Below are 26,609 nucleotides of genomic sequence, written 5' to 3' on the forward strand. Positions count from 1 at the left end.
GGGACGTGCTCGAGGAGGAATACCAGCGTCGCCGCGTGCTGCCGCGCCACCTGCGCGCGCCCGTGCCCGCCGAGGCCGCGTTCACGTACACGATCCGCGCCGCCGAACCCGGGGACCTGCCCGACGTCCGCGAGATCCACACGCACTACGTCCGGAACTCCTCCGTCACGTTCGACCCGTCGGCGTTCACGTTCGCGAAGTGGAAGCAGCGGTACGACGAGGTCCGTCGCCGCGGCCTGCCGTTCCTGGTCGCCGAGAACCCGTCCGGGCAGGTGCTCGGCTACGCCCTCGTCGACCCGTGGAACCCGCGCGACCGGTCGAACCACGTCGTCGAGGACTCGATCTACCTCGGCGCCGCCGCCGGTGGGAAGGGCCTCGGCCGCGCCCTCATGGAGGCCCTGCTCGAGGAGTGCCGCTCCGCCGGCGTCCGCGAGGTCATCGCCGTCATCGCCGACCGCCAGGCCGAGGCGTCGATCCGCCTGCACGAGCGCCTGGGCTTCGAGGAGGTCGGCCGCATGGGCAAGGTCGGCTTCAAGTACGACCGCTGGCTCGGCACCGTCACGATGCGGCTGCGCCTCCGCGGTCCCCGCCTCTTCGCGCGCGGCCGGCGCTGACGCGGCCCCGGGCCGGAGGGGAGGCGCGTGGCGGGGTGCGCACGATCCTCCCGTCCGCCCTTCCCCCGGTCGCGCGCGACGGCTGGTCGTTCCGGGCGTACCCGGTGCTCCAGGAGCACCAGGGACCCCCGGTTCTGCCGAGTACCAGTGCGCCGCGCGCCGGTCAGGGGGCGCAGTGCGCCGCGCGCCGGTCAGGGGGCCGGCGCCTCGGCGATGAACTCGTCCCGCGTGACGCGCAGGAGCGCCGTCGCGGCGGAGGACGCGGCGTCCGCGTCGCCGTCGACGACCGCGCGCGCGACCGCCACGTGGCGAGCGGCGGCGTCGTGGGTCCAGCGGGTGATGGTGTCGCGTGACTCGGAGGTGCGGGTGCGGAGCAGGGCCTCGACGGTGCCGGCGAAGTGCGCGAAGACCGAGTTGCCGGACGCCGCGAGGAGGGCGCGGTGGAAGCGGACGTCGGCCTCGAGGTAGGCGCGGGAGTCGTCGCGGTCGCAGGCGGCGGCCATGTCGGTCGCGGCGGCGAGGACGGCGGCGGTGCTGTCGGTGGTGTCGGCGGTGGTGGTCGTGTTCGTGGCGGCGAGGGCGGCGGCGACGGGTTCGACGCCGAGCCGGAGCTCGAGGAGTTCCCGCTGCTGCGCGAAGTACGCAGGGGAGGCGCCGCGCCACCGGATGACGGTCGGAGCGAGGAGTTCCCAGGAGGACGCGGGGCGGACGAGCGTGCCGACCCGCTGCCGGGGCTCGACGAGCCCGAGGGACTGCAGGACGCGGAGGGCCTCGCGGACGACGGACCGCGACACGCCGTACTCCTCGGCGACGGCCTCGGGGCGGACGACCGTACCCGGACGGAGCAGCCCGTCGACGATCTGCTGCCCGAGCGTCTCGAGCACCTGGGCGTGGAGCCCGCGGGCGGTGGTCATCGTTCCTCCGTGCTGGTGGTGCTGGTGGTGCTGGTCGTGCTGGTCGTGCAGGTCCTGCCGCACGTGTCGGACGTGCGGTCGTGCTGGTCGTGCGTTGCCGGTAGCGGCCCGTCCGGCTGGGTCCGTCCTGTTCATCGAAGCGGCAGACTGCCGGGCAGGGCGCACGGCACGCGGCGCTTCGTCGTATGATCTGATTAATCAGATTATTGGACCGGACCACCGCGTGTCCGGTCGCGCCCCGCGCGGACCGCCGGCCGACGACCCGGCCGACCGGTCACGGGCGGTGCACACACGAAGGCGACGGGGCCGCGAGGCGGCGGCCCAGGAAGGGGCACAGATGCCTCACGCACCCACGTCCGGAGCGCTGCACGGACTCACCGTCCTGGCGGCCGAGGGCGGCAGCGCGCCCGCCGTCGACCCGTCGGGGCCGGTCGGCCAGCTCGTCGCGGCGGCGGTGGTCGGCATCGTCGTCATCATCGTCCTCATCACGTGGCTCAAGGTCCACCCGTTCATCGCGCTCGTGATCGGAGCGCTCGGCGTCGGGATCGGTGCCGGGCTCGCCCCGGACAAGGCCGTGACGAGCTTCGGCAACGGCTTCGGCGCGACGATGACGAGCGTCGGCATCCTCGTCGGCCTCGGGGCGATGTTCGGTCGCATGCTCGTCGACTCCGGCGCTGCCGACCGGGTCGTCGACACCCTCGTGCGACGGTCATCGAAGGCCGCGCTGCCGTGGACGATGGCCCTGATCGGGGCGCTCATCGGACTGCCGATGTTCTTCGAGGTGGGCCTCGTGCTCCTCATCCCGATCATCGTCCTCGTCGCGAAGCGCAGCGGCGTCCCGATCATGAAGATCGCGGTCCCGGCCCTCGTCGGCCTGTCGACCATGCACGCCTTCGTGCCGCCGCACCCCGGCCCGCTCGTCGCCGTGTCGACGGTCGGCGCGAACCTCGGCACCACCCTGGCCTTCGGCATCGTGCTCGCGATCCCCGTCATCGTCCTCGCCGGTCCGGTCTTCGCCCGCTTCGCGGCGCGCTGGGTCGACATCCCCGCGCCCGACATGTTCTCGTCGCGTGGTGCGGCCGCGTCGACCGGCTCCGGTCCGGCGGACCCCGCGCAGGCCGGACGGGAGGCACGGCGCGGCCCCGCCACGCAGGACACGGCGTCCCTGCCGAACGGCAAGAGCGACTTCACCCGCGTGATCAGCGAGCCGCGGAGCCCGTCCTTCACGGTCGCCCTCGTCGGCATCCTGCTGCCGGTGGTGCTCATGCTCGCCCAGGCCGTCCGCGAGGCCGTCGCCCCCGACGCCGCCGGCGGCTGGGTGTCGCTGCTCGACTTCCTCGGGTCGCCGGTGATCGCGATCGGCATCGCCGCCGTCTTCGCGATGGTGTTCTTCGCGATCGGCGGCGGCATGGACCGGGCCGCGGTCGCGAAGTCCCTCGAGGACGCGCTGCCCCCGATCGCCGGTGTGCTGCTCATCGTCGGTGCCGGCGGCGGCTTCAAGCAGGTGCTCATCGACACGGGGATCGGCGGGGTGATCGCGGACGCCGTGCAGGAGTCCGGCATCTCGGTGCTGCTCGTGGCGTGGGTGGTGTCCGCCCTCGTGCGCGTCGCCACCGGGTCGGCGACGGTCGCGACCGTGACGGCCGCCGGGATCATGGCGCCGATCGCCGAGGGGCTGTCGACGCCGGAGACGTCGCTGCTCGTCCTCGCCATCGGTGCGGGGTCGGTGTTCCTGTCGCACGTGAACGACGCCGGGTTCTGGCTCGTGAAGGGCTACCTCGGCACGACCGTGGGGCAGACGTTCAAGACGTGGACCGTGCTCGAGTGCCTCATCTCGGTACTCGGCCTGGGCGGCGTGCTCCTCGCGGGGGTGTTCCTGTGACCGCCGAGGCCGGAGTCGACGCGCGCGTCCTCGTCGTGATGGGCGTCTCCGGGTCCGGGAAGTCCACGGTCGCGGCCATGGTCGCCCGGCGACTGGGGTGGGACTTCGCCGAGGGCGACGAGATGCACCCGCAGGCGAACGTCGACAAGATGCAGGCCGGCACCCCGCTCACCGACGAGGACCGCTGGCCCTGGCTCGACGTCGTCGCCGGGTGGATCCGGACGCACCTGGACGACGGACGCCCGGGCGTCGTGACCTGCTCCGCGCTGAAGCGCTCCTACCGCGACGTGCTCCGCGCCCCCGGGGTCGTCTTCGTGCACGTCGCGGGCGACGGCGCGCTCATCGCCGACCGGATGTCCGCGCGGTCGGGGCACTTCATGCCGACGTCGCTGCTGGCGTCGCAGCTGGCCACGCTCGAGCTGCCGCAGCCGGACGAGGCGCACGTGACGATCGCCGCGGACCGGACGCCCGAGGAGGAGAGCGCCGAGGTGCTCGAGCGGCTCGGGTTGTCGCCGGTCGGCTGAGGCGTCGGCCGACGTCCGCGGTCAGGTGAACTGGATCGCGGTGCCGACCGGCAGCTGCGCGAGGGTCTTCGTCATCTCGGCGGAGATCCGGACGCAGCCGTGCGAGCTGCCGGTCGGGTCCGGGTAGTAGTGCAGCGCGGTCAGGGCCGCGTTGCCGCCGTACTGGGGGATCCGCGACGAGTGCGCCCCGGTCAGGATGATCGGGTTGCCCTGCGTGTACGTCACGCGGGCGTCGACGTACGCGGCCTCGACGTACGTCGCCGTCGCGGTGGGGGTCGGGTCGTCCGGCGTGCCGAGCCGGGCGGCCTCGGTCGCGCTGACCGCCCCGTCCCTGCCCACGACCGAGACCGTCGACGCGGCGACGTCCACCTGGATCATCCGGTCCGCGGACGTGAGCGTGAAGTCGGCGGCGCGCGCCCAGGCGAAGGTGGCGCTCGGCGCCGTCGGGTCACCGCCGTCGCCGGGGGTGCGGTTCCGCGCCGGGGTGGAGACGAGGAGCATGCCGCCGTCCTGCCCGGGGCTCCGGCCCCAGACGGCCGTGGCCGCCGGGGTGTCGATCGTCGAGACCGTGGACGCGAGCGTCGCGATCGGAGCTGCCGACGCCGACGGCTCGGCGTAGAGCGCGACGAGTGCAGCGTTCGGCACGGCGATCGTCCACTGGTTCTCGGGGTGGACGTGCGTGCCGTCGAGGAGCTGCGGGACGACCGCGTCGTGGAAGGCCAGGGGCAGGGCGGCGAGCTGCTCGGCCGACGGTGCCGCCGGGACCGCGGCCAGGGGCGTGGCGCTCGGCGTCGGCGACGGGGTCGGCGAGACCGAGCGCGGCGCTGCCGCGCGGGTGGCCGCCGGTTCGGGCGCCGACCCCGCCGCGACGACCCCGACGACGGTGCCCGCGACGGCGACCACCCCGACGGCTGCGAGTGCGATGCCCCAGGTCCTGCGCTGCATGGTGTCCTCCCCGGCACCAGTCCACCAGATCCGGGCCGGGAGGGCACGCCGCTCGGCGCGGCGCGCCCCCTCGACGGCGGGTCAGCCCTTCGAGACCATCACCCAGCTGAGCTGGATGCCGTACTTCGTCGCGGGCGAGACCCGGAGGTCGACGACGCCGTCCTTGCCGACGGTCACCTCGGCCGACAGCGTCCGGAAGGTGCCGTCGATCGGCTGCGCGGTCGCGACGGTCTTCCCGTTGACCGACACCGCGGCAGCGCGACCGGGCGCGCTCTTGGTCCACGGGTCCCAGAAGCCGACGTCGACGCGCTGCTTGCCGGACTTCAGACCGGTGAGCACGTACTCCAGGTCGGTCGCGTCGGCCTGCCAGCGGACGGTGCTCGTGATCGTCCCGCCCGAGGTGCCGTTCGTCCCGCCCGTGGTGCCGAGGTAGCCCCAGTGGTCGCCGGTCGACGGGTCGGCCCCGAAGCGCTGGTCGTCGACGGAGTTGAGCAGCCGGTCGCCGCGCTGCCGCAGGAACGCGAGGTCCGCGGTGTGGTCGGCGGTGCCCTGGCCGCCGGCGTCGACGAAGTAGGACAGCTTCGCGGGGAGCACCGTCACGGTGCGGGTGAAGGTCCGGCCGTCGTCGAGCGTGCCGGTCACGGTCCGCTCACCGGCCGTGGCGAGTGCGTCCGCTGCCCACGTGACGCGGTGCGACCGGGTCGTGGACCCCTCGCGGACCTGCACGGTGCGCGGGAGTGCCTTCGTGCTCGACGAGAGCGTGGCCTGCCCGGGGACCGCCGTGGTGACGGTCCAGGGCGTGGACGGGTGCAGGTCGTCGAGCGTCCAGCTGGTCGTGTCGCACGAGAACGACATCGCGCCGCCCTCGCCGAAGGTCACCGGGAGCCAGACCGACGGCGCGGTCCGCAGGTCGGTGGCGTTGTTCCACCGGTCGCCGAGGTACACGACCCGACCGTCGCCGAGGTTGAGCAGCGACGTGCTCTGCGAGTTGCACGTGGTGTCGGCGTTCGTGCCGGTGGCCGGGTTGCCGTGCGCCGTCCAGGTCCCGAGCAGGTCCGTCGCGGTGGCGTACGCGGCCGCGTTCGGGGCCCACCCGGTCGCGCCGGAGGTCACGAGGTAGTACGTCCCGCCGACCTTGGTGAGGGCCGGGGCCTCCCGCTGCCCGCCGATCCAGGGCTGCGGTCGGTGGAAGTCGACGCCCTCGACGGCCGTGGCAGGGTCCGCCGACAGGTTCGTGTAGTCGGCGTCGAGCTTCGAGATGTAGAGCGTCAGGTTCTCCTCGCTGGCGTAGACGATGTACGCGGTGCCGTCGTCGTCCACGAAGAGGTTCATGTCACGGGCCATGCCCGGGTCGCTCGGGTGCTGGTTGGTGGGGTCGCTCGCGGGGACCCGGTCGAGCCGGTACGAGTCGACGTAGCGGAACGGTCCCGTGGGGGAGTCGGCGACGGCGACCCCGGCGGTGGCCTTGGCGTACTGGGCGTCGGAGGTGGCCGTGGGGCCGTCGGCGTGCACCCACATGACCCACTCGCCGGTCTTCGCGTTGTGGATCACCTTCGGCCGCTCGAGGATCGCACCCGGACGGGTCGCGCTCTCCGCCGTGACGCCGAGGTCGCGGTAGACGGCGTCCTGCTGCGCCTGGTCGTACCCGCCGTACAGCGCGGCGAAGTACGGGTCGGCGAAGTCGGCGCGGCTCGTCATCGTGCGGAGGGCGAGGCCCTCGTCGTGCCAGTCGTACAGGTCGCGCGACGAGTAGACGTGCACGCCCGGGGTGTCGCTGTACCCGTTCGTGCGGTCCTCGCCGTACCAGTAGTAGATCGGCTTCCCGTCGCTGTCCTGCGCGATGACGACCTGGCCGCCGTGCCCCTGGATCGGCTGCCCCTGGTCGTCGTTCCACGGTTGTCCCGGGTGGAAGGCCGGCGCTGCTGTCGTCGCTGCCGCAGCCGGTGCTGGAGCGGCGAGGGCCGGCGCACCGCCCAGCCCGCCGACGGCCACCGCTGCCGCGATCGCCCAGGCGAATGTGCGTCGCCCGTTCCCCTGTCGTGTTGCTCGGATCCCCATCGATCCCGCCTCCTCGGCTGTCGTCGTCGACCCCTGTGTCGACCCGGTGCTGACGGCTGTGTCAACGTCAACATCCTGGAGGGGTCCACGCGGGCAGCGCAAGGGTGCCATCCCGTTGCCGCACCCGGATCAGCGCTCGGTGACCCGCCCGTCCTCGACCCGCCACTGCCGGTCGAGCCGGACCGTGTCGAGCATCCGGCGGTCGTGCGTGACGAGCAGGAGGGTGCCGTCGTAGCCCTCGAGTGCCTGCTCGAGCTGCTCGATGGCCGGCAGGTCGAGGTGGTTCGTCGGCTCGTCGAGCACGAGGACGTTCACCCCGCGGGCCTGCAGCAGCGCCAGCCCGGCGCGGGTCCGCTCCCCGGGGGAGAGCTGCGCCGCCGGTCGACCGACGTGGTCGGCCTTCAGCCCGAACTTCGCGAGCAGGGTCCGGACGTCGGCCGTGGTCATCTCCGGGACGAGGGTCTCGAACGCCACGGCGAGGGGCTCGTTGCCCGTGAAGGCCGCTCGGGCCTGGTCGACCTCGCCGACCGCGACGCTCGACCCCGTCGAGGCGTTCCCCGAGGTCGGCTCGATCCGCCCGAGCAGCGCCGCGAGGAGCGTCGACTTGCCGGCGCCGTTCGGTCCGGTGATGCCGATGCGGTCCCCGCCGGAGACCTGCAGCGAGACGGGCCCGAGGGTGAACCCGCCGCGCTCGTAACGGGCGTCGGACAGCGTCGCGACGACGGCGGACGACCGCGGGGCGCTCCCGATCGTGAACGCGAGCTGCCACTCCTTGCGCGGCTCCTCGACCTCGTCCAGGCGTGCGATCCGGGACTCCATCTGCCGGACCTTCTGCGCCTGCTTCTCGCTCGACTCGCTCGCGGCCTTCCGACGGATCTTGTCGTTGTCCGGGTTCTTCTTCATCGCGTTCCGGACGCCCTGGCTCGACCACTCCCGCTGGGTGCGGGCGCGGGACACCAGGTCGGCCTTCGTCGCCGCGTACTCGTCGTACGCGTCGCGCTTGTGCTGCCGGGCGATCTCGCGCTCCTCGAGGAACGAGTCGTACCCGCCGCCGAACAGCCGGTGCGACGACTGTGCGAGGTCGAGTTCGAGCACCGCGGTGACCGAGCGAGCGAGGAACTCGCGGTCGTGGCTGACCAGGACGGCACCGCCGCGGAGGCCCCGGACGAACTGTTCGAGCCGTTCGAGGCCGTCCAGGTCGAGGTCGTTCGTCGGCTCGTCGAGGAGCACCACGTCGAAGCGGGAGAGCAGCAGTGCTGCCAGTCCGACGCGCGCTGCCTGCCCGCCGGACAACGCGGTCATCGGGGAGTCCGGGCCGACTCCGGCGTCCTCGGCGCCCACGTCGAGCCCGAGCTCGGCGAGGACGACGGGCAGGCGCTCGTCCAGGTCCGCGGCGCCCGCGGCGAGCCAGTGCTCGAGCGCCGCGCTGTAGCGGTCCGCGGCGGCGTCGTCGGCGTCCGGCGCGCCGAGGGCCTCGGCGGCGGTGTCCATCGCCGCGGTGGCCTGGGCGCACCCGGTCCGACGGGCCACGTACGCGGCGACCGTCTCACCGGGGACGCGCTCGTGCTCCTGGGGCAGCCACCCGACGAACGCGTCGGGTGGGTTCGTCGACACGGTGCCGGCGAGTGGCTCGTCAACACCCGCGAGCAGCCGCAGGAGCGTCGACTTCCCGGCGCCGTTCACCCCGACGAGCCCGATCACGTCACCAGGGGCCACCGTGAGGTCGAGGCCCTCGAAGAGCGTGCGTGCGGCGTGGCCGCCGGCGAGGTCCTTGGCGACGAGCGTGGCGGTCATCCGGACATGGTCCCACGGACGCGCGCCGCGTCCGCGACGCACCCCCCACCGGACGGGAGGCACGGGTCGGCCCCGCCCCGCGCCTCCTGTCCGTCAGGCGGTCCCGCCCGTAGCGAGCGTTCCTGCCCATCGCGCGTGACATGGGATGCCGATCCGCGCGTGGGGTGCCGGAAGGAACGGCCTCCTACGAGCGATTCACCCTCCTACGAGCGGAACGGCCTCAGACGAGCGGATCGGCGGCAGCCCGCGCTACCCCTCGGGGACCGCCACGACCCGGTTCTGGTACGCCCAGACCACGGCCTGGAGGCGCGACCGGACCCCGAGCTTCGGGAGCATCCGCGCCAGGTGCGACTTGACGGTGGAGACCTCGACGACCAGAGCCGCCGCGATCTCCTCGTTCGACATCCCCTGCGCCAGGAGCAGCAGCACGTCGCGCTCGCGGGCGGTCAGGACCTCGCTGGCGCGGTCCCCGGTCACGGGCTGCAGGCTCCGCCGGGACACGAACTCCCGCAGGACCCGCCGGGTCAGGGACTGGTCGATGGTGCCGTTGCCCGCCGCGACCTGCCGGACGGCGCCGACGATCACGTCCGGCTCGGCGTCCTTGAGCAGGAACCCCGACGCGCCGGCCTCGAGCGCCCCGAACACCAGGTCGTCGAGGTCGAACGTCGTCAGCACCAACACCGGCACGGCGGGGTCCGCGTCCGGGGCGCAGAGCTCCCGGGCGACCTCGATCCCGTTCCGCACCGGCATCCGGATGTCGAGCACCGCCACGTCCGGCCGCGTCGACCGCGCGAGGGCGAGCGCCTCGCCGCCGTCGGCCGCGACCGCCACCACGTCGACGTCCGGCTCGGCGGCGAGCAGCGCGGACACGCCGGCGCGGACGAGTGGCTGGTCGTCCGCCACGAGCACCCGGATCACGACGCCGCCTCGGGCTGCTCGCGGCCCAGCTCGAGGGTCACGACCCAGCCGCCGCCGTCGGTCGGACCGGCCTGGAGGCGCGCCCCCACCAGGTCCGCCCGCTCACGCATGCCACGCAGTCCGTTCCCACCCGCTGCCGTGCTCCCGGACGACGGTGCGGTGGGCGCCGAGTTCTCGACACGGACGCGGAGGCGCTCGTCGTCGCGGTCGTCGACGGTCACCGTGACCATCGACCCGGCCGCGTGCACGGCCGCGTTCGACAGGGCCTCCTGCACCGTGCGGTACGCGGCGAGCTGCGCGAGCGGTCCGACGCCGTCCGCCAGGGGACGAGCGCCCGGCAGCACCTCGAGCCGGACGTCCGACCGGAGCCGCGCGCGTTCGACCAGGTCGACGACGCCGGCCACGGTCTCGACCGTGCGTTCGGCGGGGGAGTCGTCGCGCAGGAGCCCCACGAGGCGGCGCAGGTCCTCGAGCACGGCGGTGCTCTGCTCCCGCACCTGCCGCACCCCCTCGTGCGCGGCGGGCGGGTCGACGTCGATCTGCCGGTCGATGACGGCCGACATGAGAGCGATCCCGGACAGGTGGTGCGCGGCGATGTCGTGCAGCTCCCGGGCCATCGCGGCACGCTCGCGGGACACCGCGGCCTCGACCCGGGCGTCCTGCTCGCGGACCGACGCCGAGGCCTCGGCGGCACGGGCGTCCGCCTCCGCCGAGCGGGCGTCGGCCTCGGCGACCCGGGCGGCGCGGACCTCGCGGCGGGAGCGGACGACGAGCGCGACGACCAGGGGGAGCCCGACCGCGCCGAGGGCCTGCAGGACGCCCTGCCCCGACGCGTCGAGCAGCGCCCGGACGACCTGCCCGCCGCGGAACGCTCCGCTGACGATCGCCCAGTGCCACCCCGTCCCGACGGCGACGAGCAGGGCGGTGCCGACGAGCGCGGGCCAGGTCCGGACCAGGGGCGCGCGGAGAGCGACGACGACCACGGCGACCAGGACCGGGAGCGCCGTCAGCCCGAACAGGTCGACGACCGCCGGGACGGCCACGGCGATCGGCACCGGGACCGCGGCGACCGCGACGAGCACCGTCCGGGGGAGCCGACGCACGGCCAGGAGCGCGCCGGACTGCACGAGCAGCCCGAGTGCCAGGAGCGACCACGGCAGGCTGCCCACCGCGGGAGCGACGACGGGCGCAGCGAGGGTGTCCGGGTCGGCGGCGTCCAGCGGGGGGAGGCCGAACAGCAGGCCGAGCGCGACGACCGCGGTGCCGAGCGCGACCAGCACCTCGGTGCGGCCGACGCGGGACTCAGCGGGTGCCATCGTCCGATCCTACGAGGACGGCGTGCGCCGACGTCGTGACGGAGGGCGTGCCTCCCGGCCGGTCACCGTGAGCACGTGGGTAGCCGAGCCGCCCGCGGGTGGCGACCAGCAGGACGACCGCCGCGACCGTGGAGACGATCGCGAGTCCGTGCATCATCGTGCCCGCGGTCATCCCCGGGTACATGTCCGCCCACAGCGTCGAGATGGTGTTGTTCACGCCGACGTGCAGGAGCAGCGCGACCGGCAGGCTCTCGCCGGTGCGGTTGAAGACCCAGGTCATCACGACGTTGAAGGTGATCGTGAAGAGCGCGAACACGAGCGGTTCCGACCAGTGCGCGTCCGGCCACCCGCCCCAGTCGGACAGGTACAGCGGCATGTGCCAGAGCACCCACAGCGGACCGAGCACCGCGACGGCACCGAGGGGACCGAACCGCTCCTGCAGCCGGGGCAGGGCGAAGTCGCGCCAGCCGGGCTCCTCGGACAGACCGGTGGTGAACAGCTGCACGACCAGTCCCGGCACGAGCGCGACGAGCGCCAGCGCCGTGGGGGCCTGCACCTGCCCGCCGGAGAACGGCAGCCCGGTCAGGACCACCAGCAGCGGGACACCGACGAGCGCCAGCGCGTACCAGCGCCACGGGACCCGCCAGCGCCACAGCCGCCCGACCCAGCGCCGGAGACCCGTGCGCCCGTCGGCGAGGGCCGTGACGAGGAACGCGCTGCCGAGCGGACCGAGGAGCGCCCCGGGGAGGATGCCGGTGAACTGCGCCGTGCCGAGGAACTCCGGGAAGTGGACGTCCCAGACGCCGAGCCCGTGCGGGCTGAGGATGTACGGGATCCAGGCGAGCCAGCTCAGGCCGAGCGCCAGGACCGCGAAGGTCGCGATGGGGTGTCGCGCCGCGAGGTTCGTCCGGGGTGCGTGCTTCCCCGTGTTCGTGTGTGCGATCGTCTTCGTGTGTGGAGGCATGGCTTCGACGCTAGGGATCCGCCGTCCCCGCGCCGACCGGCGGAGGGACGCACCACCGGGAGTTCCTCCGAAGGGTGCAAGCCGGAGCGTCGTGGACACCCGCTCGCCGCACACCCGGCTGCGGACACCGCCGCCTAGGCTCAGGGACCGTGTTCGAACTCCACCACCTCACCGCGCAGGAACTCTGGGACTGGATCCGACGGGGCGAGACCACCGCGCTCGAGGTCACCGCGCACTACCTCGACCGCATCGCACGGCTCGACCCGGAGCTCGGCGCGTTCGTCACCGTGACCGCGGACGAGGCCAGGAGCAGTGCCGCGCAGCTCGGGACCGCCGCGCAACCCGGGACCGCCGTGCCGACCTCCCGCCCGCTCTGGGGACTCCCGCACGGGGACAAGGACCTCTACGACCGCACGGGCGTCGTCACCCGGAGCGGATCCGTCGCCCTGCCCGCCGCACCCGCAGCCGCCGACCACCCGCTCGTCGCAGCGCTCGCCGCGGCCGGCACCGTGAGCCTCGGCAAGACGACGACGCCCGAGTTCGGGATGTCGTCGTCCTCCGAGACCCGACTCGGCACCACCGTCAACCCCTGGGACACCTCCCGGGCTCCCGGCGGGTCGTCGAGCGGTGCCGCGGTCGCGGTCGCGGCGGGACTGCTCCCGGCGGCCGTGGGGACCGACGGCGGGGGATCGGTGCGCATCCCCGCGGCGGCGACCGGGCTCGTCGGACTCAAGCCGAGCCGGGGCCGGGTGCCGTCCATGCCCGGACGGTCGGGCCTCGGCGGCCTGAGCGTCGCCGGGCCGATCACCCGGAACGTCGCGGACGCCGGCATGTTCCTCGACGCCCTCGTCCGGCCGACCGGGCTCGACGAACCGAGGCCGTACGCGCTCGTCACGCCCGACGTCGGCGACGGCCCCTTCACCGCCGCGGCGGTCCGGGGCGAGGGGCGCTTCGTCGTCGGGCTGCTCGACGGCTCCCCGTGGGACGACACCGTCGACGTGGTGGTCGACCCCGCCGCCCGCGAGGCCGTGGCCACCGCCGTCCGGGTGCTCGGCGAGGTCGGGCACGGGGTCGAGGACGTCTCGTTGCCCCGGCTGCCGTACGCCGACGCCTTCCGGGTGGCCTGGGAGTCGAGCGCCGCCGGGCTGCCCCGGGTGCCCGGCATCGACCTGACGGCGCTGACCCCGCTCGTCGGGTGGCTCGTCGAGCGCGGCCGGCGACTCACCGCGACGCAGGTGCTCGACGCGATGACGGCCCTCGACGCGTTCTCCGTGGCGCTGATCCGGGCGTTCGACCGGTTCGATGCCGTGCTCACCCCGACGTTGGCGTTGCCGCCGCGGCCCCTCGGCTGGTACGGCGACGACCCGGACGAGGACTTCCGCCGCCAGTGCGCGTACTCCCCGTGGACCTCGATGGTGAACGTCGCGGGACTGCCCGCGATCACGCTGCCCGTCGGGGTCACCGGTGCGGGCCACCCGGACGGCGAGGGTCTGCCGATGGGCGTGCAGCTGATCGGCCGTCCCGGGGGTGAGCGCACGCTGCTCGCGCTCGGCGCCCAGCTCGAGCGACGTCTGCGGTGGCAGCGTCGGCACCCCGCCTGCTGGTGAGGCGCTCGCGCCCGCCCGCACCGCCTACGGCAGCGTCGGCGCCGCCGCGACCAGCGCCCGCGTGACGTCGTGCTGGGGGTCGTCCAGCAGCGCGACCGGGCCGTGCTCGACGATCCGCCCCTCGGACAGCACCGCCACCGTGTCGCACAGCCGCTGCACCACGCCGATGTCGTGCGACACGAGCACGAGCGTCAACCCGAGGTCGTCCGCGAGCGAGCGGAACAGGTCGATCACGCGCGCGCGGACCACCACGTCGAGGGCGCTCATCGGCTCGTCCCCGAACAGGATCCGCGGCTCGTGCACCACCGCACGGGCGATCGCGATCCGCTGCCGCTGCCCGCCGGAGAACTCGTGCGGGTACCGGTCCACGGCGTCCGCCGGCAGGTCGACCCGCTCGAGGACCCGCCGCACCAGCTGCCGGTGGTCGCCGGGGACCCGCAGTGCCCGGAGCGGCTCGGCGATGATCGTGCCCACGCGCATCCGCGGGTCGAGCGACGCGTAGGGGTCCTGGAACACGACGCCCGTCTCGCGACGGAACCACCGCATCGCGGCAGCGGAGGCGGACGCGACCACGGGACGACCGGAGGCGGTCACGGTGCCGGCGGAAGGCGCCTCCAGGCCGGCGAGCAGCCGCACCAGGGTGGACTTGCCGGACCCGGACTCGCCGACGATCCCGAGCCGGGCGCCGGGAGCGACCGTCAGGTCGATCCCGTCGACGGCGGTGCGGACCGGGCCGGGCTCGAACGGCCCACGGCGGGGGAGTCGGTACGTGCGGTGCAGCCCGGTCCCGGCCAGGACCGGGAGCGAGCCTGAGCCGGGCAGGAAGCCGGGCTGCGGCGCGGCGGAGGGCGTGGTCACGGGGTCCTCCTGGCGGTGGCGCGGGCGGCCTCGACGAGTGCGGTCGTGGCGGGGTGCTGCGGTGCCTCGAGCAGGGTGCGGACCGGCCCCTGCTCGACGACGCGCCCCTCGTGCAGCACGACGGCGGTGTCGGCGATGCGCGCGAGCACGGCGAGGTCGTGCGTCACGAACAGCATCCCGGTGCCGCGTGCCGAGGACAGCCGCTCGAACAGTTCGAGGATCCGGGCCTCGGTCGTGACGTCGAGCGCCGTGGTCGGCTCGTCGGCGATCAGGTAGGCGGGCGACCCGGCCATCGCCATCGCGATGCAGATGCGCTGCCGCTGCCCGCCGGACAGCTGGTGCGGGTACTGCCGCAGGAGCGACGCCGGGTCCGGCAGACCCACCGCGTCGGCCAGTGCGACGGCGGCGGTCCGCGCGGCACGACGATCCAGGCCGCGGTGCAGCCGGAGGGGCTCCGCGACCTGCGCGCCGACCCGTCGGAGCGGGTCGAGCGCCGTGCCCGGTTCCTGGAACACCATGCCCAGGTCCGCGCCGCGGTGCTTCGCCCGCTCGCGGTCGGGCAGGCCGACGAGCTGCCGCCCGTCCAGGCGGATGCTGCCGGTCACCTGCGCACCGGTGGGCTCCAGCCCCATCAGGGCGAGCGAGGTCATCGACTTCCCGGATCCGGACGCGCCGATCACGCCGACGCGACGGCCGGGAGGCACGGTGAACGACACACGGTCCAGGACCGTCCGCCTCGCGATGCGCACCGAGAGACCCGAGACCTCGAGTCCGGCGCGCGGGTCCGGCCCGCGGTCGGGTCCGGTCGGGCCCTGCTCGTGCGCGTCGGGCCCGTGCGTGTGTGCGTCGGGCAGGCGGTCGTGTGCGTCCGTCACGCGGTCACCCCCGGGGTCGTCGGCGAGGTCGTGGTCGGGTCGGACGCCCGGTCGCCCGTCGTCAGCCGCGGGTCGGTCGCGTCCCGCACCGCGTCGCCGAGCAGCGAGAGCGCGGCGACCACGAGGGCGATCGCGGCTCCCGGCCACGCGGCGCTCCACGGGTGGACGCCCACGTAGGTCTGCAGGTCGGCGAGCATGCTGCCCCACGACGCGGTGTCCGAGCCGGCGCCGTAGCCCAGGTACGACAACCCGGCCTCGGCCAGGACCGCGGTCGCCATCGCGAGCGAGAGCTGCACGGTGAACAGCGGCGCCGCGTTCGGCACGAGGTGCCGGGTGAGCACCCCGAGCGGTCCCACGCCGGACGCCCGTGCCGCCACGACGTAGTCGCTGCGCGCGATCCGGCGGATCTCGCCGCGGGCCACGCGGGCGATCGTCACGCCGAAGGACAGCCCGACGCTCACGACCACGACGCCGAGCGAACCGCCGAACACCGCGGTGAGCAGCATCGCCGTCAACAGCGTGGGGAACGCCACGAGTATGTCGAGCAGGACGGCCGTGCCCTCGCGGACCCACCGGGCGGTGAGCGAGCCGACCGCCGTGAGCACGATGCCGACGACGCTCGCGATGACCCCGGACCCCACGGCGACGAGCACCGTCGTCCGCGTGCCGGCGAGGAGGTAGCTCGCGATGTCCCGTCCGGAGGCGTCGGTGCCGAACCAGTGTGCCGCGCTCGGTCCGGACCACTGCCGGAACGGGTCGGTGCGGAAGGGGTCCTGCGGCGTCCACACGAGGGACACGGCGGCCAGGACCACGAGCAGGCCGAGGACCACGACGGCGAACACCCCGGTCGGCCGGGCGACGAGTCGGCGGATCACTCGTGCACCTCGCGTTGCCGGGGGTCGAGCACGCGGTGCAGCACGTCGACCGAGAAGCCGACGAGCAGGACGAGCCCGGTGAGCACGAGGAGCTCGGACTGCACCTTCGTGACGTCCCGCCGGCCGACGTCGGTGACGAGCATCCGGCCGACACCGGGCAGCGAGAACAGCTGCTCGACGACGACGGCGCCGACGAGCAGCCCGGCGATCTGCACACCGAGCACCGCGAGCACCGTGAGCGCCACGGACGGCAGCCCGTGCCGCACGAGCGCCTGCGTCCGGGTGAGCCCGATCGCGGCGGCGGTGCGGACGTGGTCGGCGTCGAGCACCCCGAGCGTGGCGGAGCGCGTGAAGCGCAGGATCACGGCGCCCTCGACCGCGCCGATCGTGAGCGCGGGGAGCACGAGCGCCGAGAACGCCCGCCCGGGCTCGCCCCAGCCGTCGAGCGGGAAGCCCTGCGGCGGGAGCCAGCGGAGCGTCACGGCGAACAGCGCGATGAGCAGCAGCCCCGCCCAGACGATCGGGATCGCGGCGACGGCCTGGGCGACGAACGCGATCACGGCACCGCCCGCGCGGCGCCGCAGCACCGCGGCGAGCACCCCGAGCGGCACGCCGAGCACGAGGGCCGCGGCGAGCGACATCCCGGCGAGGGGCAGCGTGACCGCGAGCTTCTGGGTCAGCTCGGGGGCGACCTGGCCCCCGGTGACGAGCGAGCGGCCGAGGTCGCCGTGCAGCAGCCCGCCGATCCAGTCGACGTACTGCACCACGACCGGCCGGTCCAGGCCGAGCTGCTGCCGGAGCTGCTCGACCTGCGCCGGGGACGCCTGCGTGCCGGCGACGACCTGCGCGACGTCGCCGGGGAGCACCCGGAGCACGGCGAACACGATGATGCTCGCCACGAGCAGACCGACGACGAGCAGCAGCAGTCGCCCGACGAGGAACCGGGTCACGAGTCCGATGCTACGGGCCCGGCAGCGGCGACCCCGGTCACCGCACCGCCAGCTGCGCGAGGTCCAGGCGGGAGTTCGTGCCGTCGAACGGCACGCCCGTCACGCCCTTGCGGACCGCGGTGATCGACGTCGCCGTGTAGAGCCACTCGCCGGCGGCGTCCTCGCTGACGATCCGGGCCGCCTGCTCGAGCGCCTTCGTCTTGTCGGCCTGGTCGGTCGCCGCGACGGACTGCGCGTACAGGGCCTGCACCTCGGGGTTGTCGTACCCGAAGTAGTAGTCCGGGTTCGCCCAGTTGCCGAAGTCCCGCGACTCGACGTGGTTGACCATCGACAGGTCGAAGTCGTGCTTCTCGAACACCTGCGACAGCCACGTGGCGAAGTCGACGCGCTGGACGCTCAGCGTGATGCCGACGTCCGCGAGCTGCGACTTCAGCACGTCGCCGATCGTCGCCGCGTAGATGTTCGGGTAGGTCAGGGTGAGCTTCAGGTCCTTCGCGCCGGCCTCGGCGAGCAGCTGCTTCGCGGCCGCGGGGTCGTACGCGTCGACGTCGGTCAGGTCCTGGTAGCCCGGGTCGAGCTCCGGGATCGGCCCGCCCTGCGGCACCCCGGTCCCACCGATCGCCTTGATGAGCGCCTTCGGGTCGATCGCCTGCCGGATCGCCTTGCGGACCTTGACGTCGGTGAAGGGCGCCTTGCGGTCGTTGAACGCGAGCGTGTACTTGTCGGTCGTCTTGCCGGTGTGCAGCGCGATGTCGGCGTTGCCCTCGAGCTGGCTCTTCAGCGTGCCGTCGACCGAGGTCTGCACGTCCAGGTCGCCCGCGGCCATCGCGTTCACGGCCGCGGACCCGTCGGTGATGTACCGGAACTCGACCTTGGCGACCTTCGCCTTCGTGCCCCAGTAGTCGGCGTTCCGGGCGAAGACGAGCGCGTCGCCCTGCTTCCAGCTCGACACCTCGTACGGGCCGGTGCCGTTCGCGGAGTCCGACAGGTCGTTCTTCGCGGCCTGTTCGAGCACGAGTCCCGCGCGGCCGGTCAGGTTCCAGAGCAGGTCGGAGTCCGGCTTCGACAGCGTCAGGACGACCTGGTCCGACGACGGCGACGCTATCGACCGGACGTTCGCGAGCTGCGCGGAGTCGACGTAGGACGCGTTGTCCTTGACCTGCTGGAGCGACCACACGACGTCGGCCGCGGTGACCGGCTTGCCGTCCTGGAACGTCGTCCCGTCGCGGAGCGTGAACGTGTAGGTGAGTCCGTCCGCCGAGACCTCGTGCTTCGACGCGAGCACGTCGTGGATCGCACCGCTGCCGTCCGCCGCCCGGCCGACGAGCCCCTGGTACACGTTGTCGATGAGCACCTGGTCGAGTGCGGCACCGGACTGCGTGCGGATGTCCAGGCTGGTCGGTTCGAGGACGAGCCCGATCCGGACGGTCGCGTCGGCGCCGCCCTGTTCGTTCGACGATCCTGAGCACCCGGTCAGGGCGAGGGCCGAGACGACCGCGACGGCCGTGCTGGCGAGGGCGACGCGTGCTGCACGTCGACCCAGGCGGGGGAGGAGCGGACTCATGGGTTGTGGGTTCCTTCCGGGCGCGTGGGAGCGACGGTCGTCGCGTCGCGCTCGCAAGAGGCTACCGACCAACCGGACCGTCGGGGGACGGTTTCTCCACGGGGTGCAACAATCCGTGGTCCTCGGCCCATGCCCGGATCGCCGTGGCCAGTTCGAGGGGTGCCTGGTTCTGCACCGCGTGCCGCGCCGTGACCGTCACGACCCGGGCGTCGGGCAGGCGCTCGCCGAACCCGGTGTGCAGTTTCGGGGAGACGTAGCCGCGGTCGCCCCGGACGAGCAGGAGCGGCACGTCCAGCGCCTCGAGGTCCGGCCACGCGTCGGCGAAGCGGCCCACCGAGGCGGTCCGGCCGGCGGGCAGGTGCGGGAAGTGGTGCCGCCGCACGAGCCGCCCGTCCGCGCCGAGCCGGGTGGTGTGCCGCGCCTCGCGGAGCAGCACCTGCCGGTCGTCGCCGACCCGGGCCTCGACGGCGCGGTCGACCACCTCGTCGAGGGACGCGAACGGCTCCTCGTCCTCGAGCGCCCGCGCGATGCGGTCGACGGCCCGCTGCGCGAAGTCCGGCGACATGTCGACGAGCACGAGACCGGTCACCTGCTCCGGTGCGAGCGACGCCAGCCGCGCGGCGAGGATCGCCCCGAGCGAGTGCCCGACGACGATCCCCGGCGGCACGTCGAGCGCGTCGAGCGCGGCGAGCACCTGCGGGGCGGTGACCGCGGCGCCGTAGTCCGCGTCGTCGCGCCAGCTCGACCGGCCGTGTCCCGGCAGGTCGAGGGCGACCGCCGGCTCGCCGACGGCGAGCGCGGTCTGGTCGAAGCTGTGCGCGTCGATGCCGAGCCCGTGCAGGTAGGTGATCCGTGCCTCCCGGCCGTCCGCCGTGTCCCACCGGATCGCGGCGGTGTCGCGTCCGTCGTCGCCGGTGACCACCTGCCTGGAGGCGCGGAGCGGCTCCGTCACGCCGCTCGCGGCGGCGAGCGCGGCCAGGTCCGAGAATTCGTCGTCGGGTTCGTGCACGGGGACGATCCTCGCACCGCCCGGGGTACCCCGTTCCACCCTGGAACGGTTAGGTGAGGCATGCCATACTTGCGTTCGTGGCTGCCCGGTACCGCGTCTTCTCCGTCCGCGTGACGGCCGTGTCCGCGCTGACCCCCTCGTTCGTCCGGGTGACGCTGTCCGGAGACGCCCTCGCGGAGTTCTCCGCGGTGGGGCTCGACCAGCGGATCAAGATCGTGCTGCCGATCCCGGGCCACGGCTTCACCGACCTGCCCGACGGCGACGACTGGTACGGCGCCTGGCGCGCGCTGCCGGACGCCGTGCGGAACCCGCTGCGCACCTACACGGTCCGCTCGTTCCGGCCGGACGCACGCGAGCTCGACATCGACTTCGTCGCGCACGGCGACACCGGCCCCGCGTCCCGCTGGGTCTCGGGCTGCCGCGTCGGCGACGAGCTCCGCATCGTCGGTCCGGCGGTCCCGTCCTCGCCGGCCGAGCTCCCGAGCGGTGCCGCCGAGTTCGCCCCGGGGCGCGCCGACCGCATCCTGCTCGCCGGCGACGAGACCGCGGCGCCGGCGATCTGCGCCATCCTCGAGGCCCTCGACGTCACGGCCGTCGGCCACGTCTTCATCGAGGTCCCGACCGACGCCGACCGCCTGCCGGTGTCCGCGCCCGCCGGGGTCGAGGTCCGCTGGATCGCCCGGAACGGCGCCTCGCACGGCGAGCGCATGACCCACCAGGTGCACGCCTGGGCGTCGGACGTCGTCGGCGGCCGACGCGCTGCCGCCGCGGGCGCGCCCACGGTCGCACTCGCCGGGGTCGACGCGGATCTCGACGCTGTTCTCGACAACGACGAGCAGGTGCTCTGGGACGTCCCCGCCGCCGCCGAGGAGCGCCCCGTCTACGCGTGGATCGCGGGCGAGGCCGGCTGCGTCAAGGAGCTCCGGCGCCACCTCGTCCGCGGCGTCGGCATCGCCCGCGAGCAGGTCGCGTTCATGGGCTACTGGCGGCACGGCAGGGCCGAGCACTGAACACCTCCGCCCCCACGGCGCCCGTCTCCGCCGCGCTCCCGACGACGGCGCTCGGTGCCCGCGGCCTGACGCTCGCGTACGAGGACCGCGTCGTGGTGGACGCCCTCGACGTCGACGTGCCCGACGGCGAGCTCACGGTCGTCGTCGGTCCGAACGCGTGCGGCAAGTCGACGCTCCTCAAGGCGTTCGCCCGGACCCTGACGCCCCGCGCGGGCACGGTGTACCTCGACGGTGCGCCGATCACGTCCTACCGCCCGAAGGCCGTCGCGCGCCGGGTCGGCATGCTCCCGCAGACGCCGATCGCCCCCGAGGGCATCACCGTCCGCGACCTCGTCTCCCGCGGCCGGTTCCCGCACCAGGACCTGCTGCACCCGTCGTCGGGCTCCGACCGCACCGCCGTCCAGGCCGCGCTCGAGCAGACCGACACCGTGACGCTCGCCGACCGCAGCGTCGGGGAGCTCTCCGGCGGGCAGCGGCAGCGCGTCTGGATCGCGATGGTCCTCGCGCAGGAGACCGACATCGTCCTGCTCGACGAGCCGACGACGTTCCTCGACATCGCGCACCAGTACGACGTGCTCGAACTGGCCTCGGCGCTGCACGCGGCCGGACGCACGGTCGTCGCGGTGCTCCACGACCTCAACCAGGCGGCGCGGTACGCCACGCACCTCGTCGCGATGCGGGCGGGGTCGATCGTCGCGCAGGGGCGTCCGGCCGACGTCCTGACCGCCGAGCTCGTCGAGGACGTCTTCGGCCTGCCGTGCGTGGTCGTCCCGGACCCCGAGACGGGCACGCCCCTGGTCGTCCCGCGCCGCCGCGCCGCCTGACGCGCGCGCTCTGTCCTCGCCCGCGCCCGGGCACCCGCGAGAGGGTACCCGCGAGTGGGCAGGACACGCCGCTCACGTCCGGTCGGAGGTCACAATCCGTCGCCCGAGCACGCCGAACGTGCCAGATCTGGCACGCTCGGCGTGCGTCGGCGTCAGCGGACGTAGCCGCCGTCCTCGAGACCGGCCTCGACCTCGAACCGGTTGCGCAGGGGATCGCGGCCCGCGAGGGCGTAGAGCAGCGGCATGAGCATGCCGTAGCGGCGCCACTGCGTGACGTGCACGCGCTCGTGCCGGAGCACGCGGTCGCCGTCATTGTCGCGCGTCAGGTACACCGATCCCACGCAGGTCCCGCCGCGGCGGAAGACCCACCGGGGCAGGCCGCTGCAGACCACCAGCCCGTCGACGACCCGGATCCTGCCGGTCGACAGCGGCACGCCGATCGCGAGGCCGACGACCGTGGCGAACAGCCAGCCGGCCCGCGACACGGGGGAGTCGAGGAGCGGGTTCCGCACCGCTACTCCGGGCGGCCGTAGGTCTCGAGCAGGCGCAGCCAGACCTCGTTCATGGTCGGGTAGGCCGGGACGGCGTGCCAGAGGCGGTCGACCGGGACCTCGCCGACGACGGCGACCGTCGCGGCGTGGAGCATCTCGGCGACGTCCTGACCGACGAAGGTCACGCCGACGACGACCCCGCGGTCCTCGTCGACGACCATCTTCGCGCGCCCGGTGTACCCGTCGGCCTGCAGCGCGGAGCCGGCGACTGCGCCCAGGTCGTACTCGACGGCGCGGACGGTGAGCCCCTGCTTCCGAGCGGCGTCCTCGGTCAGACCCACGCTCGCGACCTCCGGGTCCGTGAAGGTCACCTGCGGGACCGCGGCGTGGTCGGCCGTCGCGACGTGCGCGCCCCACGGCTCGGTGTGCACCGGACGGCCCTGGTGGCGTGCGGCGATCGCCTCGCCCGCTGCGCGCGCCTGGTACTTGCCCTGGTGGGTCAGGAGTGCGCGGTGGTTGACGTCACCGACGGCGTAGAGCCAGTCGGTGCCCTGCACGAGCATCGTGTCGTCGACCTGCAGCCAGTCGCCGGGGGTGAGCCCGACGGTCTCGAGGCCGAGTTCGGCGGTGTGCGGCGACCGGCCGGTGGCGGCGAGCACCTCGCTCGTCACCAGGGTCGTGCCGTCGTCGAGGGTCGTCGTGACCAAGCCGTGCTCGTCCCGGTCGACACGGGTCGGGTTGACGCCCGTGCGGACGTCGATGCCGAGCTCCCGCATGGCGTCCGCGACGAGCTCGCCCGCGAAGGGCTCCATGCCGCCGAGCAGGCCGTGCCGGGCGACGAGGGTGACCTTCGCGCCGAGGGACGCCCAGGCGGTCGCGAGCTCGGAGCCGGCGACCCCGCCGCCGATCACGAGCAGGCTCTCGGGGACGTGCTGGGCGCTGGTGCCCTCGCGGGTGCCCCAGGGCTTCGCCTCGGCCAGGCCGGGGACGTCGGGGAGCTGGTGCAGCGACCCGGTCACGACGGCGACGGCGGCACGGGCGGTGTGGGTCTCGCCGGCGACCTCGACGGTCTTCTCGCCGGTGATGCGCGCGTGGCCGCGGATGAGCGCGATGTCGGCGGACTCGAGCCACGCGACCTGTCCGTCGTCCTTCCAGTCCGAGGTGAACGAGTTGCGACGGGCGAGCACCTTCGCAGCGTCGAGGTCACCCGTCACGGCCTGGGCGGCGCCCTCGAGTCGCTTCGCCGCCGCGACCGCGTGCCCGCTGCGCAGGAGCGCCTTCGAGGGCATGCACGCCCAGTACGAGCACTCGCCTCCGACCAGCTCGGCCTCGACCACGGCGACCGAGAGGCCGCGCTTGTGGGCGTAGTCCGCCACGTTCTCGCCGACTGCGCCGGCGCCGATCACGATGAGGTCGTAGTCCGTCATGTGCCCGAGCGTACGCAGGCCGCCGGAGGGGCGCCCGAGTGCAATGGGTACCGGTCCGGAGGGCGCATCGGCGTGGGGCGATCGGCAGCCGACGCGCGGAACGGCCCCCTACGCGCGGGACGCCGTGGTGAGGGCGCCGACCGCGCGCAGGATCACGCCGAGGTCGTCGACGGCCCGCTCGGGGTCGACCGGAGCGAACCCCGTCAGCGCCGCACCGACGAGACGACGGCCCCGGGTCGCCGCCTGGATCTGCGCGACGAGTGCCGCTGCGTCGAGTCCGAACGGCACGGGTTCGAGCAGCCCGTCGACCTCGGACGGGTCCAGGACGTCGAGGTCGACGTGCACGAACACCGCGTCGGCTCCGGTCGCGGTGACGGCGGTGTCGAGGGCGTCCGGGGTCGCGGCGTCCACGTCGAGGTGCGTGATCCCGATCCGGTCGAGCGCGGCGAGCTCGGCGTCCTCGGCGCCGCGGATGCCCGCGACGACGACGGCCGCGGGGTCGACGACGGGCAGGTCCGGGAACAGGTCGTCCGGCCGGTCGACGAGCAGCCGGAGCACCGCGGTCTCCGCGGCGACGGGCTGGGCGCGGTTCAGTGCGCGGTACCCGCTCGACCCGGCGATCCGGACGAAGGCCGTGCCGGGACGCACGAGCACCGTTGCCCCGAGCATGCTCGAGCCGTCGCCGCCGACGACGAGCACGGGTTCGCTCGCGACCCCGACCTCCTCGGCGACGCGCTCGGCGACCGAGCGGACCGAGGTGTAGCGCGCGACGGCGGTCTCGAGTCGGTCGCCCGCGCCCGCGGGCACGTCGACGACGGTGGTGGCGGCACGGGGGAGATCGGCTGCGACGGCCTGGGCGCCGTCGCCGAGGCGCATCGCCCGCGACGACGCCGAACCCTGCCACTGCCCGACGACGAGGAACTGCATCGTCTCAGTCTGTCAGCACGGCCCGGCGCCGTCCGCACCAGCGTGTCGGGTCAGATCGTCGACGACCCGCCGTTCTTCAGTGCGGCGAGTCGCGCCTCGACCTCGGCGTCCCGACCGACGTCCTCGAGGCTCTCGAACTGCGCGTCCAGGCTCGACGACTGGAGCTCCTGCTGTCCGAGGACCTTCGCCTCCTCGCGGCGGACCTTCTCCTCGAAGCGGTTGAGGTCGCTCGTCGGGTCGGTGATGTCGATGTTGCCGATGGCGTCGTTCACCTTCGACTGTGCCTCGGCGGTCTTCTGGCGGGCGACCAGCGAGTCGCGCTTGGACTTGAGCTGCTCGAGTTTCTGCTCCATGCCGGCGAGACCGGACTTGAGCTTCTCGACCTGCTCGTTCTGGGTGGCGAGCGGGCCCTCGTTGTCCTTGACCTCTTGTTCGGCGGCGATCTGCTTGCCGATGGCGATCTTCGCGAGGTTGTCGAACTTGTCCGCCTCGGCCGTCTTGCCCTCGGCGCGGTACTTGTCCGCGGCCGACGAGGCGTTCGCGGCCTTCTGCCCCCACTCGGTGGCGGCGCGCTTGTCCTCCTCGTGGTCCTGCTCGAGCAGGCGGAGGTTGCCGATCGTCTGCGCGATCGCGGTCTTGGCGTCCGCGATGTTGTTCGTGTAGTCGCGGACGAGCTGGTCCAGCATCTTCTGCGGGTCCTCGGCGTCGTCGATGATCTGGTTCACGTTTGCGCGGATGAGCGCGGAGATCCGGCCGAAGATGGTCTGCTTTGCCATGTGCGTTGCCTTTCCTGGGAGGTCCGTCGGTGGTCTGACTGGTGATCTGGATGGGCGGTCCGGCGGTCTGCCGGGGGAGGTGTCGCTGGGCGGGCGGTGGGGAGTCCCGGAGGTCAGAAGCGGCCGCCGCCGGAGAACCCGCCGCTTCTGACCTCCGGGACTCCCCACCGCCCGCCCAGCGACACCTCCCCCGGCAGACCGCCGGACCGCCCATCCAGATCACCAGTCAGACCACCGACGGACCTCCCAGGAAAGGCAACGCACATGGCAAAGCAGACCATCTTCGGCCGGATCTCCGCGCTCATCCGCGCAAACGTGAACCAGATCATCGACGACGCCGAGGACCCGCAGAAGATGCTGGACCAGCTCGTCCGCGACTACACGAACAACATCGCGGACGCCAAGACCGCGATCGCGCAGACGATCGGCAACCTCCGCCTGCTCGAGCAGGACCACGAGGAGGACAAGCGCGCCGCCACCGAGTGGGGGCAGAAGGCCGCGAACGCCTCGTCGGCCGCGGACAAGTACCGCGCCGAGGGCAAGACGGCCGAGGCGGACAAGTTCGACAACCTCGCGAAGATCGCCATCGGCAAGCAGATCGCCGCCGAACAAGAGGTCAAGGACAACGAGGGCCCGCTCGCCACCCAGAACGAGCAGGTCGAGAAGCTCAAGTCCGGTCTCGCCGGCATGGAGCAGAAACTCGAGCAGCTCAAGTCCAAGCGCGACTCGCTGGTCGCCCGCCAGAAGACCGCCGAGGCACAGTCGAAGGTGAACGACGCCATCGGCAACATCGACATCACCGACCCGACGAGCGACCTCAACCGCTTCGAGGAGAAGGTCCGCCGCGAGGAGGCGAAGGTCCTCGGACAGCAGGAGCTCCAGTCGTCGAGCCTGGACGCGCAGTTCGAGAGCCTCGAGGACGTCGGTCGGGACGCCGAGGTCGAGGCGCGACTCGCCGCACTGAAGAACGGCGGGTCGTCGACGATCTGACCCGACACGCTGGTGCGGACGGCGCCGGGCCGTGCTGACAGACTGAGACGATGCAGTTCCTCGTCGTCGGGCAGTGGCAGGGTTCGGCGTCGTCGCGGGCGATGCGCCTCGGCGACGGCGCCCAGGCCGTCGCAGCCGATCTCCCCCGTGCCGCCACCACCGTCGTCGACGTGCCCGCGGGCGCGGGCGACCGACTCGAGACCGCCGTCGCGCGCTACACCTCGGTCCGCTCGGTCGCCGAGCGCGTCGCCGAGGAGGTCGGGGTCGCGAGCGAACCCGTGCTCGTCGTCGGCGGCGACGGCTCGAGCATGCTCGGGGCAACGGTGCTCGTGCGTCCCGGCACGGCCTTCGTCCGGATCGCCGGGTCGAGCGGGTACCGCGCACTGAACCGCGCCCAGCCCGTCGCCGCGGAGACCGCGACGACGACGGCCGCGGGGTCGACGACGGGCAGGTCCGGGAACAGGTCGTCCGGCCGGTCGACGAGCAGCCGGAGCACC

The 26,609-nt window shown here is 73.7% G+C and carries 25 protein-coding genes and 1 pseudogene; 9 read left to right on the plus strand and 17 right to left on the minus strand.

Features of this window, described 5'->3' with window-relative positions:
• Positions 1-5: 5 nt before the first annotated feature.
• A complete protein-coding gene (locus HUN59_RS08770; protein WP_058740663.1) occupies positions 6-614 on the plus strand; it encodes a GNAT family N-acetyltransferase in 609 nt (202 codons plus the stop codon).
• Positions 615-805: 191 nt separating this feature from the next.
• Here HUN59_RS08770 and HUN59_RS08775 read toward each other — a convergent pair whose 3' ends face one another.
• A complete protein-coding gene (locus tag HUN59_RS08775) occupies positions 806-1,528 on the minus strand; it encodes a FadR/GntR family transcriptional regulator (protein WP_174778133.1) in 723 nt (240 codons plus the stop codon).
• Between the two features lie 9 nt (positions 1,529-1,537).
• On the opposite strand from HUN59_RS08775, the gene HUN59_RS08780 reads away from it, so the two are divergent.
• The 3 genes from HUN59_RS08780 to HUN59_RS08790 all read left to right on the plus strand — a co-directional run bounded on the left by HUN59_RS08780 (position 1,538) and on the right by HUN59_RS08790 (position 3,934).
• On the plus strand, positions 1,538-1,717 hold the full coding sequence (locus HUN59_RS08780; protein WP_174778134.1) for a hypothetical protein: 180 nt from the start codon (positions 1,538-1,540) through the stop codon (positions 1,715-1,717).
• Between the two features lie 148 nt (positions 1,718-1,865).
• Positions 1,866-3,410 (plus strand): GntP family permease, encoded by a 1,545-nt coding sequence (locus tag HUN59_RS08785; protein ID WP_254630027.1) that lies wholly within the window; start codon positions 1,866-1,868, stop codon positions 3,408-3,410.
• Between the two features lie 38 nt (positions 3,411-3,448).
• Positions 3,449-3,934, plus strand: a complete 486-nt coding sequence (locus HUN59_RS08790; RefSeq protein ID WP_174779431.1) for a gluconokinase — start codon at positions 3,449-3,451, stop codon at positions 3,932-3,934.
• Positions 3,935-3,955: 21 nt separating this feature from the next.
• On the opposite strand, the gene HUN59_RS08795 is transcribed toward HUN59_RS08790, so the two are convergent.
• The 6 genes from HUN59_RS08795 to HUN59_RS08820 form a co-directional block, all read right to left on the minus strand.
• Positions 3,956-4,879 (minus strand): L,D-transpeptidase, encoded by a 924-nt coding sequence (locus HUN59_RS08795; protein WP_174778135.1) that lies wholly within the window; start codon positions 4,877-4,879, stop codon positions 3,956-3,958.
• A gap of 81 nt (positions 4,880-4,960) precedes the next feature.
• Positions 4,961-6,937: a glycoside hydrolase family 43 protein gene (locus HUN59_RS08800; protein WP_174778136.1), complete on the minus strand. Its 1,977-nt coding sequence runs from the start codon at positions 6,935-6,937 to the stop codon at positions 4,961-4,963.
• Positions 6,938-7,066: 129 nt separating this feature from the next.
• On the minus strand, positions 7,067-8,731 hold the full coding sequence (locus HUN59_RS08805; protein WP_174778137.1) for an ABC-F family ATP-binding cassette domain-containing protein: 1,665 nt from the start codon (positions 8,729-8,731) through the stop codon (positions 7,067-7,069).
• Positions 8,732-8,980: 249 nt separating this feature from the next.
• The gene (locus HUN59_RS08810) at positions 8,981-9,649 is read right to left on the minus strand and encodes a response regulator (protein ID WP_058740656.1); all 669 of its coding nucleotides are present in this window, start codon (positions 9,647-9,649) and stop codon (positions 8,981-8,983) included.
• Entirely contained in the window at positions 9,646-10,965 is a 1,320-nt protein-coding gene (locus HUN59_RS08815; RefSeq protein ID WP_174778138.1) for a sensor histidine kinase, read from the minus strand. Before HUN59_RS08815 ends, HUN59_RS08810 begins: the two co-directional genes overlap by 4 nt.
• Entirely contained in the window at positions 10,952-11,929 is a 978-nt protein-coding gene (locus tag HUN59_RS08820) for a type II CAAX endopeptidase family protein (RefSeq protein WP_174778139.1), read from the minus strand. The genes HUN59_RS08815 and HUN59_RS08820 overlap by 14 nt, the downstream gene beginning before the upstream one ends.
• A gap of 149 nt (positions 11,930-12,078) precedes the next feature.
• On the opposite strand from HUN59_RS08820, the gene HUN59_RS08825 reads away from it, so the two are divergent.
• Positions 12,079-13,536 carry an amidase gene (locus HUN59_RS08825; protein WP_174778140.1) on the plus strand — a complete coding sequence of 486 codons (1,458 nt, stop codon included), beginning with the start codon at positions 12,079-12,081 and terminating at the stop codon, positions 13,534-13,536.
• 24 nt (positions 13,537-13,560) lie between these two features.
• Here HUN59_RS08825 and HUN59_RS08830 read toward each other — a convergent pair whose 3' ends face one another.
• The 6 genes from HUN59_RS08830 to HUN59_RS08855 all read right to left on the minus strand — a co-directional run bounded on the left by HUN59_RS08830 (position 13,561) and on the right by HUN59_RS08855 (position 19,667).
• Complete coding sequence (locus tag HUN59_RS08830) at positions 13,561-14,394, minus strand: ABC transporter ATP-binding protein (protein WP_441307031.1); 834 nt, start codon at positions 14,392-14,394, stop codon at positions 13,561-13,563.
• Positions 14,391-15,269, minus strand: a complete 879-nt coding sequence (locus HUN59_RS08835) for an ABC transporter ATP-binding protein (RefSeq protein WP_368076217.1) — start codon at positions 15,267-15,269, stop codon at positions 14,391-14,393. Before HUN59_RS08835 ends, HUN59_RS08830 begins: the two co-directional genes overlap by 4 nt.
• On the minus strand, positions 15,266-16,144 hold the full coding sequence (locus HUN59_RS08840; RefSeq protein WP_058740652.1) for an ABC transporter permease: 879 nt from the start codon (positions 16,142-16,144) through the stop codon (positions 15,266-15,268). Before HUN59_RS08840 ends, HUN59_RS08835 begins: the two co-directional genes overlap by 4 nt.
• Positions 16,141-17,094, minus strand: a complete 954-nt coding sequence (locus HUN59_RS08845) for an ABC transporter permease (RefSeq protein WP_174778141.1) — start codon at positions 17,092-17,094, stop codon at positions 16,141-16,143. The genes HUN59_RS08840 and HUN59_RS08845 overlap by 4 nt, the downstream gene beginning before the upstream one ends.
• A gap of 37 nt (positions 17,095-17,131) precedes the next feature.
• On the minus strand, positions 17,132-18,658 hold the full coding sequence (locus tag HUN59_RS08850; protein ID WP_174778142.1) for an ABC transporter substrate-binding protein: 1,527 nt from the start codon (positions 18,656-18,658) through the stop codon (positions 17,132-17,134).
• Between the two features lie 61 nt (positions 18,659-18,719).
• On the minus strand, positions 18,720-19,667 hold the full coding sequence (locus HUN59_RS08855; RefSeq protein ID WP_174778143.1) for an alpha/beta fold hydrolase: 948 nt from the start codon (positions 19,665-19,667) through the stop codon (positions 18,720-18,722).
• 77 nt (positions 19,668-19,744) lie between these two features.
• Between HUN59_RS08855 and HUN59_RS08860 the strand changes: the two genes are divergently transcribed.
• The gene (locus tag HUN59_RS08860) at positions 19,745-20,677 is read left to right on the plus strand and encodes a siderophore-interacting protein (RefSeq protein ID WP_254630028.1); all 933 of its coding nucleotides are present in this window, start codon (positions 19,745-19,747) and stop codon (positions 20,675-20,677) included.
• Positions 20,674-21,501 (plus strand): ABC transporter ATP-binding protein, encoded by an 828-nt coding sequence (locus tag HUN59_RS08865; protein WP_144800976.1) that lies wholly within the window; start codon positions 20,674-20,676, stop codon positions 21,499-21,501. Before HUN59_RS08860 ends, HUN59_RS08865 begins: the two co-directional genes overlap by 4 nt.
• Before the next feature lie 152 nt (positions 21,502-21,653).
• Here HUN59_RS08865 and HUN59_RS08870 read toward each other — a convergent pair whose 3' ends face one another.
• The 4 genes from HUN59_RS08870 to HUN59_RS08885 form a co-directional block, all read right to left on the minus strand.
• The gene (locus HUN59_RS08870) at positions 21,654-22,013 is read right to left on the minus strand and encodes a Fe-S oxidoreductase (RefSeq protein WP_174778144.1); all 360 of its coding nucleotides are present in this window, start codon (positions 22,011-22,013) and stop codon (positions 21,654-21,656) included.
• Between the two features lie 2 nt (positions 22,014-22,015).
• Positions 22,016-23,419: a dihydrolipoyl dehydrogenase family protein gene (locus HUN59_RS08875; RefSeq protein ID WP_114850018.1), complete on the minus strand. Its 1,404-nt coding sequence runs from the start codon at positions 23,417-23,419 to the stop codon at positions 22,016-22,018.
• Between the two features lie 108 nt (positions 23,420-23,527).
• On the minus strand, positions 23,528-24,346 hold the full coding sequence (locus tag HUN59_RS08880; RefSeq protein WP_174778145.1) for an arginase family protein: 819 nt from the start codon (positions 24,344-24,346) through the stop codon (positions 23,528-23,530).
• Positions 24,347-24,396: 50 nt separating this feature from the next.
• Entirely contained in the window at positions 24,397-25,122 is a 726-nt protein-coding gene (locus HUN59_RS08885; RefSeq protein WP_058740646.1) for a PspA/IM30 family protein, read from the minus strand.
• A 264-nt stretch (positions 25,123-25,386) separates the two neighbouring features.
• Here HUN59_RS08885 and HUN59_RS08890 point away from each other — a divergent pair, with 264 nt between their 5' ends.
• Positions 25,387-26,112 (plus strand): PspA/IM30 family protein, encoded by a 726-nt coding sequence (locus tag HUN59_RS08890; protein WP_058740646.1) that lies wholly within the window; start codon positions 25,387-25,389, stop codon positions 26,110-26,112.
• Positions 26,113-26,162: 50 nt separating this feature from the next.
• Positions 26,163-26,609, plus strand: a pseudogene (locus tag HUN59_RS19395) (hypothetical protein); the annotation flags it as partial.

The organism is Curtobacterium sp. Csp2 (assembly GCF_013347165.1).